Source organism: Paenibacillus tritici (assembly GCF_013204885.1).
In the GTDB taxonomy this organism is placed as follows: domain Bacteria; phylum Bacillota; class Bacilli; order Paenibacillales; family Paenibacillaceae; genus Paenibacillus_AQ; species Paenibacillus_AQ tritici.
Genome location: NZ_JABMKX010000006.1, coordinates 218,098 through 232,850 on the forward strand (window position 1 = coordinate 218,098; position 14,753 = coordinate 232,850).

17 protein-coding genes are annotated in these 14,753 nt (G+C 51.0%); all 17 read left to right on the forward strand.

Going from position 1 to position 14,753, the window contains the following annotated elements; translation table 11 throughout:
• Positions 1–7 precede the first annotated feature (7 nt).
• The 17 genes from HQN87_RS12630 to HQN87_RS12710 all read left to right on the forward strand — a co-directional run bounded on the left by HQN87_RS12630 (position 8) and on the right by HQN87_RS12710 (position 14,737).
• Entirely contained in the window at positions 8–1,483 is a 1,476-nt protein-coding gene (locus HQN87_RS12630) for a flagellar hook-length control protein FliK (RefSeq protein WP_173133176.1), read from the forward strand.
• Between the two features lie 27 nt (positions 1,484–1,510).
• Positions 1,511–2,011, forward strand: a complete 501-nt coding sequence (locus HQN87_RS12635; protein WP_173133179.1) for a flagellar hook capping FlgD N-terminal domain-containing protein — start codon at positions 1,511–1,513, stop codon at positions 2,009–2,011.
• Positions 2,008–2,391: a TIGR02530 family flagellar biosynthesis protein gene (locus tag HQN87_RS12640; RefSeq protein WP_173133182.1), complete on the forward strand. Its 384-nt coding sequence runs from the start codon at positions 2,008–2,010 to the stop codon at positions 2,389–2,391. The genes HQN87_RS12635 and HQN87_RS12640 overlap by 4 nt, the downstream gene beginning before the upstream one ends.
• Before the next feature lie 123 nt (positions 2,392–2,514).
• On the forward strand, positions 2,515–3,333 hold the full coding sequence (flgG, locus tag HQN87_RS12645) for a flagellar basal body rod protein FlgG (RefSeq protein WP_173133185.1): 819 nt from the start codon (positions 2,515–2,517) through the stop codon (positions 3,331–3,333).
• Positions 3,334–3,449: 116 nt separating this feature from the next.
• Positions 3,450–3,674, forward strand: a complete 225-nt coding sequence (locus HQN87_RS12650) for a flagellar FlbD family protein (RefSeq protein ID WP_173133190.1) — start codon at positions 3,450–3,452, stop codon at positions 3,672–3,674.
• The gene (locus HQN87_RS12655; RefSeq protein ID WP_173133193.1) at positions 3,671–4,138 is read left to right on the forward strand and encodes a flagellar basal body-associated FliL family protein; all 468 of its coding nucleotides are present in this window, start codon (positions 3,671–3,673) and stop codon (positions 4,136–4,138) included. The genes HQN87_RS12650 and HQN87_RS12655 overlap by 4 nt, the downstream gene beginning before the upstream one ends.
• 43 nt (positions 4,139–4,181) lie before the next feature.
• The gene (gene fliM / locus HQN87_RS12660) at positions 4,182–5,180 is read left to right on the forward strand and encodes a flagellar motor switch protein FliM (protein ID WP_173133196.1); all 999 of its coding nucleotides are present in this window, start codon (positions 4,182–4,184) and stop codon (positions 5,178–5,180) included.
• Positions 5,170–6,492, forward strand: coding sequence for a flagellar motor switch phosphatase FliY (gene fliY, locus HQN87_RS12665; RefSeq protein ID WP_173133199.1), 1,323 nt, complete (start codon positions 5,170–5,172; stop codon positions 6,490–6,492). Before fliM ends, fliY begins: the two co-directional genes overlap by 11 nt.
• Before the next feature lie 26 nt (positions 6,493–6,518).
• On the forward strand, positions 6,519–6,884 hold the full coding sequence (locus HQN87_RS12670; protein WP_036692515.1) for a response regulator: 366 nt from the start codon (positions 6,519–6,521) through the stop codon (positions 6,882–6,884).
• Between the two features lie 63 nt (positions 6,885–6,947).
• Positions 6,948–7,424, forward strand: a complete 477-nt coding sequence (locus HQN87_RS12675) for a flagellar biosynthetic protein FliO (RefSeq protein WP_246552765.1) — start codon at positions 6,948–6,950, stop codon at positions 7,422–7,424.
• Entirely contained in the window at positions 7,421–8,185 is a 765-nt protein-coding gene (gene fliP, locus HQN87_RS12680) for a flagellar type III secretion system pore protein FliP (protein WP_173133204.1), read from the forward strand. The genes HQN87_RS12675 and fliP overlap by 4 nt, the downstream gene beginning before the upstream one ends.
• A gap of 22 nt (positions 8,186–8,207) precedes the next feature.
• Complete coding sequence (gene fliQ, locus HQN87_RS12685) at positions 8,208–8,477, forward strand: flagellar biosynthesis protein FliQ (RefSeq protein WP_173133207.1); 270 nt, start codon at positions 8,208–8,210, stop codon at positions 8,475–8,477.
• 4 nt (positions 8,478–8,481) lie between these two features.
• Positions 8,482–9,273, forward strand: a complete 792-nt coding sequence (gene fliR / locus HQN87_RS12690; RefSeq protein ID WP_173133210.1) for a flagellar biosynthetic protein FliR — start codon at positions 8,482–8,484, stop codon at positions 9,271–9,273.
• 22 nt (positions 9,274–9,295) lie between these two features.
• A complete protein-coding gene (gene flhB / locus HQN87_RS12695; protein ID WP_173133213.1) occupies positions 9,296–10,390 on the forward strand; it encodes a flagellar biosynthesis protein FlhB in 1,095 nt (364 codons plus the stop codon).
• A gap of 20 nt (positions 10,391–10,410) precedes the next feature.
• On the forward strand, positions 10,411–12,444 hold the full coding sequence (gene flhA, locus HQN87_RS12700; RefSeq protein WP_173133216.1) for a flagellar biosynthesis protein FlhA: 2,034 nt from the start codon (positions 10,411–10,413) through the stop codon (positions 12,442–12,444).
• Entirely contained in the window at positions 12,441–13,859 is a 1,419-nt protein-coding gene (gene flhF, locus HQN87_RS12705; protein WP_173133219.1) for a flagellar biosynthesis GTPase FlhF, read from the forward strand. Before flhA ends, flhF begins: the two co-directional genes overlap by 4 nt.
• Complete coding sequence (locus tag HQN87_RS12710) at positions 13,856–14,737, forward strand: MinD/ParA family protein (RefSeq protein WP_173133222.1); 882 nt, start codon at positions 13,856–13,858, stop codon at positions 14,735–14,737. Before flhF ends, HQN87_RS12710 begins: the two co-directional genes overlap by 4 nt.
• The last annotated feature ends 16 nt before the right edge of the window (positions 14,738–14,753 follow it).

Consider the following 14,753-nt stretch of genomic DNA (forward strand, 5'->3'; position numbering starts at 1 on the left):
GAAAAAGATGAGTTTAATTGTACAAACGTTAACCGCAGGTAATCTGGCTGCTGCCGGAGGGACAACACCGGGGACAACCGGGACGGCGAGCCCGGCAACAGCTTTTGCCCAGACTCTGGTTCAGAGCATGATGGGAGCTGCCGCGACTACAGGCTCTGAGACCCCTGTAACCGGTAATTTGGCTTCATTGCTGCAGGGACTCCTGAATGCTGTACAAGCTCAGGGAGAAGAGACTGGGAGTGCAGAGGTTAAGAAAGCAAGCCTTCTGGAAGGTCTTGAACAAGACATGGAGAACCTGGACGCCAGTCTGGAGGCTGATCCGGCACTGCTTGCAGCGCTTCAGGGCTGGCTGCTTCAAGTATCTGCCCTTGTATCCGGCAGTACTCCTGCAGTTCAAGAGGGTGGAACTGAGAGTAACGCAGATGCTCCCGGCAGCTTATCACCGCTTGCCCGGAATCCTGAAACCTTGCGGTTTGCGGTTCAAGACGAACTGAACAGCCTGGTTCAGCTGGTTCAGGATGCGGCAGTAAGCGGCGATCAAGATACAGCAGCCAAAGGGGCTGTGCTTCTGAGTCAATTCTCGGCTATTCTGGCGGAGAGTGTTCCTGCCGATAACAAGGCCAAGACTGCCAAGCCTACGGCAATTGTTGAGGCTCCGGCAGCGATGCCTAAGCAGACAATAGGGACCGAGCCTGAAGTGCAAATGTATAACAAAGCCGATTTGGCAGCGGATGTCCGCAAGCTATTGGGGGCTTCAGCGAGCACTGGTTCCATGTTGAATGCAGCGGCAGTGGCCGGCACCGCCGAAGCTGTAGCTGCAGATGAAGTATCTGCTCCTGTTATCACAGGGATAGCTGCTGTATTGAAGGAGGCGGGGGCTGCTGAAGAGACTCTGCCCGCAGGCGAAGCGGTAACCCAGGAGCCGGAAGTTGTAACGGCTGGACAGTTGTCTCTGCGCGGCGGAATTACGGCGCCTTTGAAGGCGGAAGCAGCACCGGTGCCGGTTCAGCAATTCGCCCAGCAGATGAATACGTTCATCAGCGGCAAGCTTGAGATTGTCCAAAAAGGCGGAGTAGCTGAAGCTACCATTACGTTATTTCCGGAGAACCTTGGACAAGTGGATGTGAAGATTACCATGCAAAACGGAAATCTGATTGCACAGTTCCTGACCCAGCACGCCGGGACCAAGGATATGCTTGAGCAGCAGATGAGCCAGCTTCGATTGGCTTTGCAGTCCCAGGGACTTCAGGTAGAACGGCTGGAAGTCACGCAGAATAACAACTCCCCTCAGTCAGAGTGGGCTGGACAGCAGGGTCAACAGGCGGGGACGGGCGGACAACAGCAAGGCAGACGCCCGCGGGAACGCCAGGAAGAATCCGCAGATGCAGTGCTGGCAGCAGAGCTTAGCGGAGAATGGAAAGATTGGGTTTCGGCGGCTCAGCAGGAGAATAGCCAGAGCGGCGGATTCTCAGCGAAGGTTTAATGAACAGGACAAGCGAGGTGAATTAATATGGCAACAACTCCAGTCTCAAACAGCAATCAGTGGAATTATGTATCGGATACAAAGACGCCCAAAACAACCGGTACCTCTACACTGGGCAAGGATCAGTTCTTGAAAATACTGATTACCCAGCTGCAGAATCAGGACCCGATGCAGCCGATGGAAGATAAGGAATTCATCGCTCAGATGGCCCAGTTCTCCTCCGTGGAGCAGCTTATGAACATCTCAACCCAGCTTACGGCGCTGAATCAGTCTCTTGGTTCTGTATCCGGCCTGATCGGCAAAGATATCACCTGGACAGATGCCGAGACCAAATTGCCGAAATCAGGCAATGTGGAATCCATAGTTGTCAGCAGCGGTGTGCAGTACGCGGTGGTAGGCAAAGAGCGGATTGCTCTAACCGATATTATGCAAATCCAGAATGCCGGCAAAGAACCGGAAGCGGTCAATGAACCCCCAGCAGCCAATGATCCTGCAACAGGCGCCGGGGAGAGCGGGGAAGCCACATGAGCGACAGAATAACTATCGGACAGTTATATCCATCCTCTGTACATCCTTCGGCTCTGCAGCGTCAGCAATCTGTTAAGGGTTCATCAAGTCCCGAGGCGTCGTTCGAGAGTGTGCTCCAGAAGAATATGCTGAAGTTCAGCAACCATGCAACGAAACGTCTGGAACAGCGGGGAATCGAGCTTGGCAGCCGCCAGTTGGACCAAATCTCATCTGCGGTAGATAAAGCAGCCGCCAAAGGCAGCAAAGAATCGCTGATTCTTATGAAAGACATGGCGTTGATTGTAAGTGTTGCGAACAGGACAGTAGTTACGGCTATGGATGGCAATTCCATGAAAGACAATGTATTCACGCAGATTGACAGTGCAGTTATTATATCTTGAACCGGCTGGTCCTGACTGGAGAGCCGAAAGTGGCCGCCGACCGACTGACGCGGCCATCGCTTCAGAAGCATCATTCAAATTCATAAGAGTCAGAAGACTCTATATCCGGGAGGACGATAAATAATGTTAAGATCCATGTACTCAGGAGTTTCAGGTATGCGCGGGTTCCAGACTAAGCTTGATGTCATTGGTAACAATATTGCGAATGTCAATACTATCGGTTTCAAATCCGGCCGCGTAATGTTCAAGGATATCATGAGCCAGACCGTCTCAGGGGTTACCGCACCTGGGGAGGAGGGCCAAGGCGGGGTCAATGCCAAACAGATCGGTCTTGGGGTATCTATCGGCTCTGTGGATACGATGCATACTGCCGGCAGTGCGATGACTACCAATAACCCTACTGATCTGCGGATTGATGGTGATGGATTCTTTCTGGTGAAGCTCTCGGGTGATCAGGATGTTCCGTTCCTGACCCGTGCCGGAGATTTCCATATGGATGCCAGCCGCAACCTGATCACATCCGATGGCTTGCATGTCGTGGATTCCGGCGGCGAAGCCATTCAGCTTGCTGACGATGTTACTGCATTCTCTATCTCCAGTGACGGTACGATTGTCCAGACTATGGCTGATGGTACAACTGCAGCAGGCGTTCAGATCGGCATCGGCAAAGTCAGTAACCCGCAGGGGCTTGAGAAAATCGGCGGTAACTTGTACCGGATGTCCTTAAATGCAAATGCTGAAGGCGCACTGGAGCCAACGACTGCCAATGATGCAGAAGTGGGAACAGGTACTATCGTTGCCGGGCAGCTGGAAATGTCCAATGTGGATCTGACCGGTGAGTTTACGGAGATGATTGTGACCCAGCGCGGTTTCCAGGCGAATTCGCGGATTATTACCACTTCTGATGAAGTATTACAGGAAGTAGTTAACCTGAAGCGTTAAGCTTGTACCATAATAATATACTTGCTGTATAATAATAACGTTTTGCCTAGGGCGGAAATGTTATTACCAGTCGTGGGGGAGGAACTCCTCCCCCTATTTTTGTTAGGGGGCCTGTTATGATTTCGGTAACAAGATTGAACGGGACAGCAATGTGGCTGAATGCCCTGCTGGTTGAAATGGTTGAGGAATCACCGGATACGTATATTACGCTGGTAACCGGCAAAAGGCTGATTGTGCTTGAAAAGGCCGATGAGGTCATTAGCAAGATCAAGGAATATAACAGGGACATAGGCACACATGCTGCCACCATTAAAGTCCAGTCAATGGAGGAGCTTTCATGAAAAAGATGCTGCCGTGGCTCATTACGATATTGCTGGCCGTTACACTGATCGTAGTAGCCGCATTCTTACTAATGGACAGGTTTTTCCCGAGTGATGCGAATGATGTGAACCAAGCTGTCCAGAATGTGGAGGCCAAGAAGCAGAGCGCCGATGAAATCGTCGCGTTGACGGCCGAAATCAAAGACATCAAAACTAATCTTGCTGATCCCGATTACATCCTTTCAATTGACATCGCGCTGCAACTGGATTCCGCGAAGTCCAAGGAAGAATTCGAAAAAATAAAAGCCATAAAGATCACGCCGATCATTATCAAGGCGATTGCCGATGCCAAGCCCGAGGAATTGAACGGGGCCAGCGGCAAGGATCAATTCAGCAGCAAGCTGGTGAATTTAATCAATAAGAACCTGACGGAGGGTTCAATAACCCAGATCGGATTCTCTAAATTCATTCTAGCGCCAATGTAGCTGGCTGCCGGCGGGTCAATTCTTTGATGGGGGGGTGATTGAATTGGTTGATGTACTATCACAAAACGAAATTGATGCTCTGCTCGCTGCACTATCATCCGGTGAAATGGATGCCGACGAACTTAAAAAAGAAGAAACCCAGAAAAAAATCCGCTCTTATGATTTCAAACGGGCCGTACGATTCTCTAAAGATCATATCCGCAGTCTTACCCGGATTCATGATAACTTTGCCCGCTATCTTACGACGTACTTTTCGGCTCAATTGCGCACCTTCGTGCAGATCAATGTCGTTCAAGTAGAGCAGCTCCCTTATGATGAGTTTATCCGCTCCATTCCCAAAATGACGATATTGAATATTTTTGAAGCCGAGCCGTTAGAGGGACGCATGGTTATGGAGGTCCATCCGAATATCGCGTTTGCCATGCTAGACCGGCTGCTCGGCGGCTTCGGAACCGCGCCCTCCAAGATCAATGCTTTGACTGAAATCGAGACGACGATAATGGAGAGGATTTTCAGCAGATGCTTTGAGAGTCTGCAGGAAGCCTGGAAGACCGTGCTAGATATCCATCCCCGGATGGAAGCACTAGAGACGAATCCGCAGTTCATGCAAATTGTATCGCCGAATGAGACGATTGCCCTGATCTCCCTCAGCACCAAAATAGGGGATACCACGGGAATGATCAATCTTTGTATCCCTCACGTTGTTCTGGAGCCTATTATGTCGAGGCTGTCAGTACACCAGTGGTTTGTCTCCGAGAAGAAGGTGCGGGATGAGGTTGAGCTTGAAGCCATCCGGGCACGGGTTCACCGCGCTCAGCTTCCGATCGTGGCTGAGCTGGGTGAATCGAGGTTATCTATAGCTGAATTTCTCGGGCTCAGCATCGGCGACGTGATTTCTCTTAACAAGACTGTGGATTCCGGTCTGTCGATCAAAGTAGGGGACAAGCTGAAATTCATCGGAAGTCCTGGGATGATCAAAGAACGTGTGGCTGTGCAAATAGACGAGATTGTCAGCGAAGGGGTTGAAGAGTTTGACGAGTAAAGATTATTTGTCCCAGGAAGAGATAGATGCTCTTCTCAGACAGTCTGCGGAAGGCAATTTGGCTCCTTCACCAAAGACAGTGGATGATTACTTAACACCATTTGAACAGGATGCACTGGGAGAGATCGGCAATATTACCTTCGGTAGTGCGGCAACTGCGCTCTCTACGCTGCTGGGCAAGAAGGTAGATATTACAACGCCCAAGGTATCCATTATTACCCGCGGAGAGTTCGAAGAGGCCTTTCCCAAACCCCATGTGGCAGTTCACGTTCAGTATGTGGACGGCTTCCAGGGAATCAATTCCCTGGTCATCAAAATCAGGGATGCCCAGGTCATTGCCGATCTCATGCTTGGCGGTGAAGGTGAACCGAAGGATGAGGAACTGAATGAAATTCATATCAGCGCCGTGCAGGAAGCCATGAATCAGATGATGGGCTCGTCCGCTACCTCCATGTCGACGATCTTTAACAGATTCGTCAATATTTCTCCGCCGGGCATAGATATTCTTAACATGTCCAGCGGAGAAGGGGTAGGAAGTCTTCCGGATGATGAAACCCTGATCCAGATTTCGTTCCGGTTAAAAATCGGCGACCTGATTGATTCCACGATCATGCAGCTGCTGCCGGTTCAATTCGCCAAGGATATGGTAACCATGCTGCTTGGCGATGTCAGCCAGGCTGACCAGGAGGCGGCTGTGTCCTCCGCTGAAGCCCCATCGAAGCCGGCGGCACCGCCACAGGCAGCTGCAGCACCGGAGCCTGCACCCGCACAGCCTGCTGCTCAGCAGCAGACGCCTGCGCCTGAGGCCGGGGGATACCCGCCGCAGGGTCAGGGGATGCCGCCTTATCCGGGTATGCCGGAAGGGGGATATTATTATCCGCCGGCAGGAATGCCCGCCTACGGGATGCCGGGGATGCCGCCTTACGGAGCACCGCCGCAAGGAATGCCATATCAGCAGGCTCCGCCTCAGAATCCGGCACAGGGCCGCAATGTGAACGTGCAGCCTGTGCAATTTGCTAATCTGAGTGCAGGCGCTTTCGGCAATATCGACGAGAACAATTTAAATTTATTGATGGACATACCACTGAAGGTAACCGTAGAATTAGGAAGGACCCAGAAGCAGATCAAAGATATTCTGGAAATGTCGCAAGGTTCAATTATTGAACTGGACAAGCTGGCAGGCGAGCCTGTTGACATTCTGGTCAACAACAAGCTCATTGCCAAGGGGGAAGTCGTAGTTATCGACGAAAACTTCGGTGTCCGCGTTACGGATATCGTCAGCCAGTGGGACCGTATACAAAAATTACAATAAGCATACTTAGGGAGGATTTTGTAAAAATGGCTAACCGAATTCTAATCGTGGACGATGCAGCATTTATGAGAATGATGATCCGGGACATTTTGTCGAAGAACGGATTTGAGGTAGTGGGTGAAGCCCAGGATGGTTCACAGGCTATAGAGAAATTTAAGGAACTGCGTCCGGACCTGATCACGATGGATATCACCATGCCTGAAATGGACGGAATCGCCGCCCTCAAAGAAATCAAAAAAGTAGATGCCAATGCCAAAGTCATCATGTGTTCAGCCATGGGTCAGCAGGCTATGGTCATTGATGCAATTCAAGCCGGTGCCAAGGACTTTATTGTGAAGCCTTTCCAGGCAGACCGTGTAATTGAAGCCATCAATAAAACGCTGGGTATATAGGAACAAGGTATGTTAGCCAATTCCGGAACGCTCGGAGACAGTGGTAATGGCCTGCTGAATTTATTGAGAGTTGTCTTCTTTCTTGCCGTAATTATTATTCTTATCGTGCTTTTGATCCGTTTTTTGGGACGCCGCAATCAGACCCTGATGAGCGGCCGTTCCATTCGTACGCTGGGCGCGCTTGGACTTGGTCCGAATAAGTCGATTCAGATCATAGAGCTTGGCGGCAGCCTCTACCTGATTGGAGTGGGTGATAACATATCCATGATGGATAAGATCACCGATCCTGCTGAAGTGGCGCTGATTATTTCCGCTTTTGAAGATCAGAACGCAGGAACGGGCAATATCATTACACCGCTAATCGCCAAAATCAAATCCAAGCTGCGCGGTGAGATCCCTTCCCAGGAAATTGAGCTTAGCGAGACTTCGTCGTTCTATGAGACTCTGCAATCCAAGCTTGCCCTTGCGCCCGAGCGTAAAGAGAAGCTGGAAGAACTGCTTAGGGATGATGATCTTAAGAAAGAGTCGGGGGATGTATGAAAAAAAAGCTGATTCTTTCTGCACTGCTGCTTGGTATATTCAGTATCCTGCTGCTGCATCCGGTTCATGCCGAGCCGATTCCTAATATCAGCATACAGGTTGGGGACAATGACGCTTCGAGCGGGGGGACAAGCTCCATATCTATCCTGCTTCTGGTCACGGTTCTGAGCATAGCGCCTTCATTTCTGGTGCTGATGACCAGCTTCACACGGATAGTGATCGTACTGGGATTTGTAAGAACTTCACTCGGCACCCAGCAGATGCCTCCGAACCAGGTGCTTGTGGGACTGGCTCTATTCTTGACTCTGTTTATTATGTCTCCTACTCTGGCAACAGTGAACGAGACGGCGTTACAGCCCTATATGAAGGGCACGCTGACCCAGAGTGAAGCACTGAACAAAGCGCAGGAGCCGATTAAGGAATTCATGTTCAAGCAGACCAATACGAAGGACCTGCTGCTGTTCATGAACTATACCGGCAACAACGCTACGGTCAAACCGGCCAGCTATAAGGATATTCCTTTAACCGTTATTGTGCCGGCTTTTGCGATTGGTGAGATGAAAAAGGCGTTTACTATGGGATTTATGATTTTCATCCCTTTTCTCATTATTGATATCGTGGTGTCCAGTACCCTCATGGCCATGGGGATGATGATGCTGCCGCCGGTCATGATATCTTTACCCTTCAAAATCATGCTCTTTGTGCTGGTGGACGGCTGGTACCTTGTAATCAAATCGCTGCTGCTAAGTTTTAACACCTGACATGTAAGAGGAGGCATAAGGGATGAATGCGGAGTTTGTCATCGGTCTGGCCGGCCAAGCCGTATATTTGGTGCTGGAGACCAGCGCCCCCATGCTGATTCTTGGTCTGGTGGTAGGACTGATAGTCAGTATATTTCAAGCCACAACCCAGATTCAGGAGCAGACCCTCGCGTTTGTTCCCAAAATCGTTGCCGTACTGCTGGCTTTACTGCTGTTCGGTCCGTGGATCATAACGAAGCTGGTGGATTTCACCAGTCAAATTCTGGGCAGCCTCCATATGTATATCGGTTGAGACTATGAATATAGAGACACTGATGCAAAGTTTTCCTGTCTTTCTGTTGATTTTTTGTCGAATTTCAGCCTTTTTTGTTGTCGTTCCCGTCTTTTCGTCGCAAAGCGTGCCGACAACCTTCAAAATTGGTTTGTCTTTTTTTGTGTCCATGGTTATCTTCAGCTCAGGCAGCATGAACGTCACCGTTCCGCAGGATCTGAGTTTCATCCTCCTGATTGTCAGGGAGGCTCTAATCGGGCTGTTGCTCGGGTTTGTCGCCTACCTGATGTTTATGACGATTCAGACTGCGGGCTCCTTCATTGATATTCAGATCGGGTTCGGGATCGCTAACGTCATCGACCCGATGACCGGGGCTTCGGCGCCTATCATCGGTAACTTTAAGTATATGATTGCGCTGCTGCTGTTCCTGAGTATGAACGGTCATCACTACCTGCTGGATGCCATTGTGTACAGTTACAAATGGGTGCCGATTGATAATGATCTGTTCCTTAGAATGGTGGGTGGAAGCTTGTCGGAGTTTCTGGTCCGCACCTTTGCCCAATCCTTTATGCTGGCCTTTCAAATGTCGGCTCCGCTGGTTGCGGCACTTTTCCTGACGGATGTGGGTCTTGCCTTCCTGGCGAGAACCGCGCCGCAATATAATGTGTTCGTTATCGGTGTTCCGCTCAAAATCATTATAGGTCTGGCGTTGCTGCTTATCCTGATGCCGGGGCTGGCTGCGTTGTTCCAGAATCTCTTCGAGATTATGTTTGAGTCCATGCACAATCTGCTTGGCCTCATCGGGAAGAGTCCTTAGGCTACGGTAAGGAGAGAGTGTCATGGCAAAGCCGCAAAGATATAAGCTGGATCTTCAGCTGTTCGGGGGAGATAAGACAGAGAAAGCAACCCCGAAGAAACGGCAGGATGCCCGCAAGAAGGGGCAGGTTGCAAAAAGCGCTGAAATATCCGGTGCAGTGGTGCTTTTCTCGGCGCTGCTGTCGCTGAGCGTATTTGGCGGCTTCATGAAAGAACGGTTCATTAATCTGTACACCGATGTGTTCCAGAACCGTATGATGATGGAAGTGACGCCGGAGAATATCTCCGCGCTGTTCAACCAGTACGGGCTGCAGATTCTGATTCTGCTCGCCCCGCTGCTGGGCATCACTTTCCTTCTGGCGCTTGTGGTCAACTTCGCACAGGTAGGCTTCATGGCTTCCGGCGAAGGGCTTACGCCTAAGTTCAGCAAGATCAACCCCATCAAAGGCTTCAAGAACATTTTCTCTATGCGTTCGTTTGTGGAGTTCCTCAAATCGGTCTTCAAGCTCATTCTGATTGCCTATCTGGTCTACAGTACGCTTTGGGGGGAGAAGGAGAGTTTTGCTTCCCTCGCGCATGTCAATGCGGAAGGTGTGTACGGCTTCGTTGCAAAGCTGACGATGAGCCTGGGCATCAAGATTGCAGCAGCTCTTTTTATCATGGCTGTACTGGACTATATCTATCAGAAGTACGAGCATGAGAAAAGTCTGAAGATGTCCAAGCAGGACATTAAGGATGAGTACAAAAAGATGGAGGGTGACCCCATCATCAAAGGCAAGATCAGAGAGCGTCAACGCAGAATGGCGATGCAGCGGATGATGCAGGAGGTCCCCAAGGCCGATGTCATCATCACGAACCCGACCCACTTTGCGGTCGCCCTGAAGTATGACGGTTCCAAAATGGAGGCTCCGCAGATTATAGCCAAAGGCCAGGATTATGTGGCGCTCCGCATCAGGGAGCTGGCCAAGGAGCATGGTGTTGTAACGATGGAGAATAAGCCGCTGGCACGGGCGTTATTTCAGAGAGCGGAGATCGGTGATGTAGTTCCGGCCGATCTGTTCCAGGCGGTTGCCGAAGTGCTGGCCTATGTATACAAGCTTAAAGGCAAGAGGAGATAAGCCGGGGGAGGTTAAGGACATTGAAAGCTAAAGATCTAACAGTTCTACTGGGCGTTATCGGTATTGTGCTTATGATGATTCTGCCCATCCCTGTCTGGCTTTTGGATGTACTGTTAATTGTCAACATTTCAATAGCCCTGACCATTATATTGGTCGCCATGAATACCAAGGACCCGCTCCAGTTTTCGATTTTCCCTTCACTGCTCCTGATCACAACGCTGTTCCGGCTGGCGCTGAATATATCCACTACCAAACTGATTCTTGGTGATGGTCATGCCGGTGAGGTGGTTGCTACATTCGGAAGCTGGATTGCAGGAGGACAAATCGCTATAGGCTTCATCGTCTTTCTGATTCTGGTGGTTGTGCAGTTTATTGTTATCACTAAAGGCTCAGAGCGCGTTGCCGAGGTGGGAGCACGCTTTACACTGGATGCGATGCCCGGCAAGCAGATGAGTATTGATGCGGATCTGAATGCAGGGATGATCAATGAGCAGCAGGCGCGCGAACGCCGGCGTAATGTTGAACGCGAGGCGGATTTCTTCGGAGCCATGGATGGTGCGAGCAAATTCGTTAAAGGGGACGCCATTGCCAGTATTATCATCCTGCTGATCAATCTGATCGGCGGCTTTATTATCGGGATGACGATTCACGGAATGTCCTTCCAGGATGCGCTTTCGACCTATTCCATACTGACGATCGGGGATGGTCTGGTCAGCCAGATTCCGGCATTGCTTATCTCCACCGCTTCCGGTCTGATCGTAACCCGGGCAGCATCGGAGGGCAATCTGGCCGAGGATTTGACCGGTCAATTGCTGTCTTACCCGAAGCTGCTTTACATAGTAGCGGTGACGATTGCATTTCTCGGCTTCTTCACACCGATCACGGTGATGTCCACACTGCCTTTGGCGGGACTGATGGGTTATGCGGCTTACAGTATGGGGAAGAAGGCCAGCAGGCAGCAGATGGCTGATGAACAGCTGGTAGAGGAGAAGCAGATCGAAGAGGTGCGAAGTCCCGAAAGTGTCATTAATCTGCTTACAGTGGACCCGATCGAATTCGAATTTGGTTATGGTCTGATTCCACTGGCGGATACGGGACAAGGCGGCGATCTGCTCGACCGTATCATCATGATTCGACGGCAATGTGCACTTGAGATGGGCCTGGTGGTGCCGGTTATTCGTATTCGCGACAATATTCAACTAAAACCGAATGAATATGTCATCAAAATTAAAGGAAATAACGTTGGCGGCGGTGAATTATTACTTAATCACTATCTTGCCATGAGCCCTGGTTATGATGACGAGTCGATTAGCGGGATTGAGACTATTGAACCATCCTTCGGGCTACCGGCCTTATGGATTGATGAATCCGTGAAGGAGCGGGCCGAATTATCAGGCTATACCGTCGTTGACCCTCCTTCTGTTGTAGCTACACATCTGACAGAGCTGATCAAAAGGCATGGACATGAATTGCTTGGCCGCCAGGAGACGAAGCAGCTGGTTGATAATCTCAGGGAGAATTATCCTGTGCTGGTGGACGAGCTTATCCCTTCTATTCTTGCAGTTGGTGATATTCAGAAGGTACTGGGCAAGCTGCTGCGCGAGAAAATTTCGATCCGCGATCTTGTTACCATCTTCGAGACTCTTGCCGACTACGGTACGTATACCAAGGACCCTGATATTCTGACTGAATATGTGCGGCAATCGCTCTCCAGACAGATCACTCAGCAGTTCTCGCAGTCGGGGGAGACCCTGCGCGTAATTACAGTGGGTCCCGGCCTTGAGAAAAAGATATCCGAAAGTGTGCAGCAGACCGAGCAAGGCAGTTATCTGGCGCTCGATCCGGTCTCTACTCAAACCGTCTATCAACGGCTTACCGAGCAGATTAACCGTCTCCTGCAATCCGGCCAGCAGCCGATTGTACTGACATCTCCAACGATTCGTATGTACCTGCGGCAGGTGATTGAACGGACCATGCAGGATATACCGGTGTTGTCTTACAGCGAGCTTGAGCCCAATATTGAAATTCAAAGCGTCGGGGTGGTGAACTTATGAGAGTGAAGCGTTATGTGGTCGATACGATGCCTGACGCCATGCATTCTATCCGCAGCGAGCTTGGAAGCGATGCCGTTATATTAAGCACCAAAGAAATTAAAGTTGGCGGATTCATGGGCATGTTCACGAAGAAGAAGATTGAAGTGGTAGCTGCGGTGGAGGACGGGCAAAAGGCGGCTGCGCAGGAGAAGGCTCCTGCACAGCCGATGAATGTACCGCGGAGTGCAGTGCCGCAGGCCTATCAGAAGGCTGCCACAGCTTCGGGTGCCCCTGCCCCGCCGCCTGTAACGGTGAAGGATGCGGCAGCTGGAAAGAGCTTTGCCGAGATTGCCGCTGCATTGGCTGATCCTCTCGAACAGGGGGGAGGTGTCGCTGTGATGCCCCGGTTGTCCAAAACTGAAACGCCGGACATCCTCACAGAGGACAGCGTCCGGGAGCAACCCCCTGTTCCGAACCCCGAGGAGAGCCGGAAGGCGCTTGCAGCAATCTATGAATCGCTGGCGGCGGAACAGCCTGAACCGGCGGTTGCCGCTTCCTCTGAGAGTGATGTGCTGAAGGAAATCCGGGATATGAAACACTGGATGGAACGGATTGCCCGTTACTCCTCGGGGGCTGCAGAACTGCCTGATGAGCTGGAGGCTTTGAAAAGCCGGCTGATAGATCAGGAGACTGACGCTGTACTTGTAGAGGAATGGATTGGAACAGTTCTGGAGCGTTATCGTGAAGAGGGAAGCATTTGGGCTCCAGGGCATTTTGAAGAAGTACTTAGAGAGCAGATTGACGGTTTCCTGGCTGGCCGTATTGCCGGCGGAATCGCACCGGATACCCGGATCGTATACATTGCCGGGCCGACAGGTGTCGGTAAGACGACAACGATTGCCAAGCTGGCCGCGGAGCAGCTGTTCAAGCAGGGCCGCAAGGTGGGTCTGATTACCTCGGATACTTACCGCATATCCGCCGTTGAGCAGCTTAGAACCTACGCATCCATTCTCAATATGCCGCTGGAGGTTGTCCAGTCGCCGGGGGATCTGCAGCGGGCTATGTTCCGGCTGGAAGGCTGCGATCTGATTCTTATGGATACGGCTGGGCGGAACTACCGCAACGAGATGCTGGTGGCTGAACTCCAGAGTCTGCTGGCCAGGGAACTCAAAAGTGAGACCTTACTGGTGCTCAGCTTAACCTCCAAAAGCCGTGATATGAAAAAAATCGCCGAGCACTTCGGCAGATACCAGCTGGATAAGGTGGTTTTTACGAAGCTGGATGAAACGGGGAGCTACGGACCGCTGTTCAATGTGCTGAATGATTTTCCGCTGAAGTTGTCCTACATGACCAATGGACAGAATGTTCCTGATGATCTCATTATGGCAACCTTGGAACAGATTAGCGGAATGCTGCTGGGAACAGGGGGCGAATGATGGACCAGGCGCAGTCGTTAAGACGGCTGGTTTCCAGCCAGGATTCCAGACAACCCTCCGGAAGCGGAGCGTCCGCCCGCATCATTACGGTATGCAGCGGGAAGGGGGGAGTCGGGAAGTCGAATTTCACCCTTAACTTTGCGCTTGCACTGAAGGCCATGGGGCGTAAGGTCCTGCTGTTCGATGCAGATATCGGAATGGCTAATATCGACGTTCTTATGGGTGTGTCCACGAAGTTCAACCTGTACCACCTGCTCAAACGGGAAGCTGATATCGGACAGATCATTCAGCTCGGACCGCAATCCCTGCCTTTTATTGCAGGCGGTTCCGGGATGGATGAGCTGTTTGCGCTCTCAGAGGCGGATCTGAATTACTTTACCACCCAGATTGCACTCATTGCCGATACGATGGATTTTATATTGTTTGATACAGGAGCGGGACTATCTAAGGAGACGATGAAATTTATCACCTCTGCCGACGACTGCCTGGTTGTGACCACTCCCGAGCCTACGGCCATTACAGATGCTTATGCTCTTATGAAGGTAGTTCATAACTCGCATCCGGAGGTATCGTTCAGGCTGATCGTCAATCAGGCAGGGGATGAACGGGAAGCCAGGGTGACCAGCGACAAAATCCGCATGGCCGCCAGCCGGTTCCTGCAGCTCGAACTCCCGTACCTCGGTTATATCAGCAGCGATCCGCATGTAGTCCAGGCAGTGAAGAAACAAATTCCATTCTCAGTGGCTTTTCCGAACAGTATTGCAGCAAAGGATGTGCACAGGCTTGCGCTGAGCTATCTGGCTGCTGATTCAGTAGAAACCGCTAAAGTTCAAGGCATCAAGGGATTTATCAGCAAGTGGTTGAAGCGAAACAAATAATTGTTCTGAATTCGAG

What these genes read in the sequence shown, in the direction of transcription:
- HQN87_RS12640 (WP_173133182.1), top strand. Translation starts at nt 2,008, where the DNA reads ATGAGCGACAGAATAACTATCGGACAGTTATATCCATCCTCTGTACAT.
- fliR (WP_173133210.1), top strand. Translation starts at nt 8,482, where the DNA reads ATGAATATAGAGACACTGATGCAAAGTTTTCCTGTCTTTCTGTTGATT.
- HQN87_RS12655 (WP_173133193.1), top strand. Translation starts at nt 3,671, where the DNA reads ATGAAAAAGATGCTGCCGTGGCTCATTACGATATTGCTGGCCGTTACA.
- fliQ (WP_173133207.1), top strand. Translation starts at nt 8,208, where the DNA reads ATGAATGCGGAGTTTGTCATCGGTCTGGCCGGCCAAGCCGTATATTTG.
- HQN87_RS12710 (WP_173133222.1), top strand. Translation starts at nt 13,856, where the DNA reads ATGATGGACCAGGCGCAGTCGTTAAGACGGCTGGTTTCCAGCCAGGAT.
- flgG (WP_173133185.1), top strand. Translation starts at nt 2,515, where the DNA reads ATGTTAAGATCCATGTACTCAGGAGTTTCAGGTATGCGCGGGTTCCAG.
- fliP (WP_173133204.1), top strand. Translation starts at nt 7,421, where the DNA reads ATGAAAAAAAAGCTGATTCTTTCTGCACTGCTGCTTGGTATATTCAGT.
- HQN87_RS12630 (WP_173133176.1), top strand. Translation starts at nt 8, where the DNA reads ATGAGTTTAATTGTACAAACGTTAACCGCAGGTAATCTGGCTGCTGCC.
- flhF (WP_173133219.1), top strand. Translation starts at nt 12,441, where the DNA reads ATGAGAGTGAAGCGTTATGTGGTCGATACGATGCCTGACGCCATGCAT.
- HQN87_RS12635 (WP_173133179.1), top strand. Translation starts at nt 1,511, where the DNA reads ATGGCAACAACTCCAGTCTCAAACAGCAATCAGTGGAATTATGTATCG.
- HQN87_RS12670 (WP_036692515.1), top strand. Translation starts at nt 6,519, where the DNA reads ATGGCTAACCGAATTCTAATCGTGGACGATGCAGCATTTATGAGAATG.
- HQN87_RS12650 (WP_173133190.1), top strand. Translation starts at nt 3,450, where the DNA reads ATGATTTCGGTAACAAGATTGAACGGGACAGCAATGTGGCTGAATGCC.
- flhB (WP_173133213.1), top strand. Translation starts at nt 9,296, where the DNA reads ATGGCAAAGCCGCAAAGATATAAGCTGGATCTTCAGCTGTTCGGGGGA.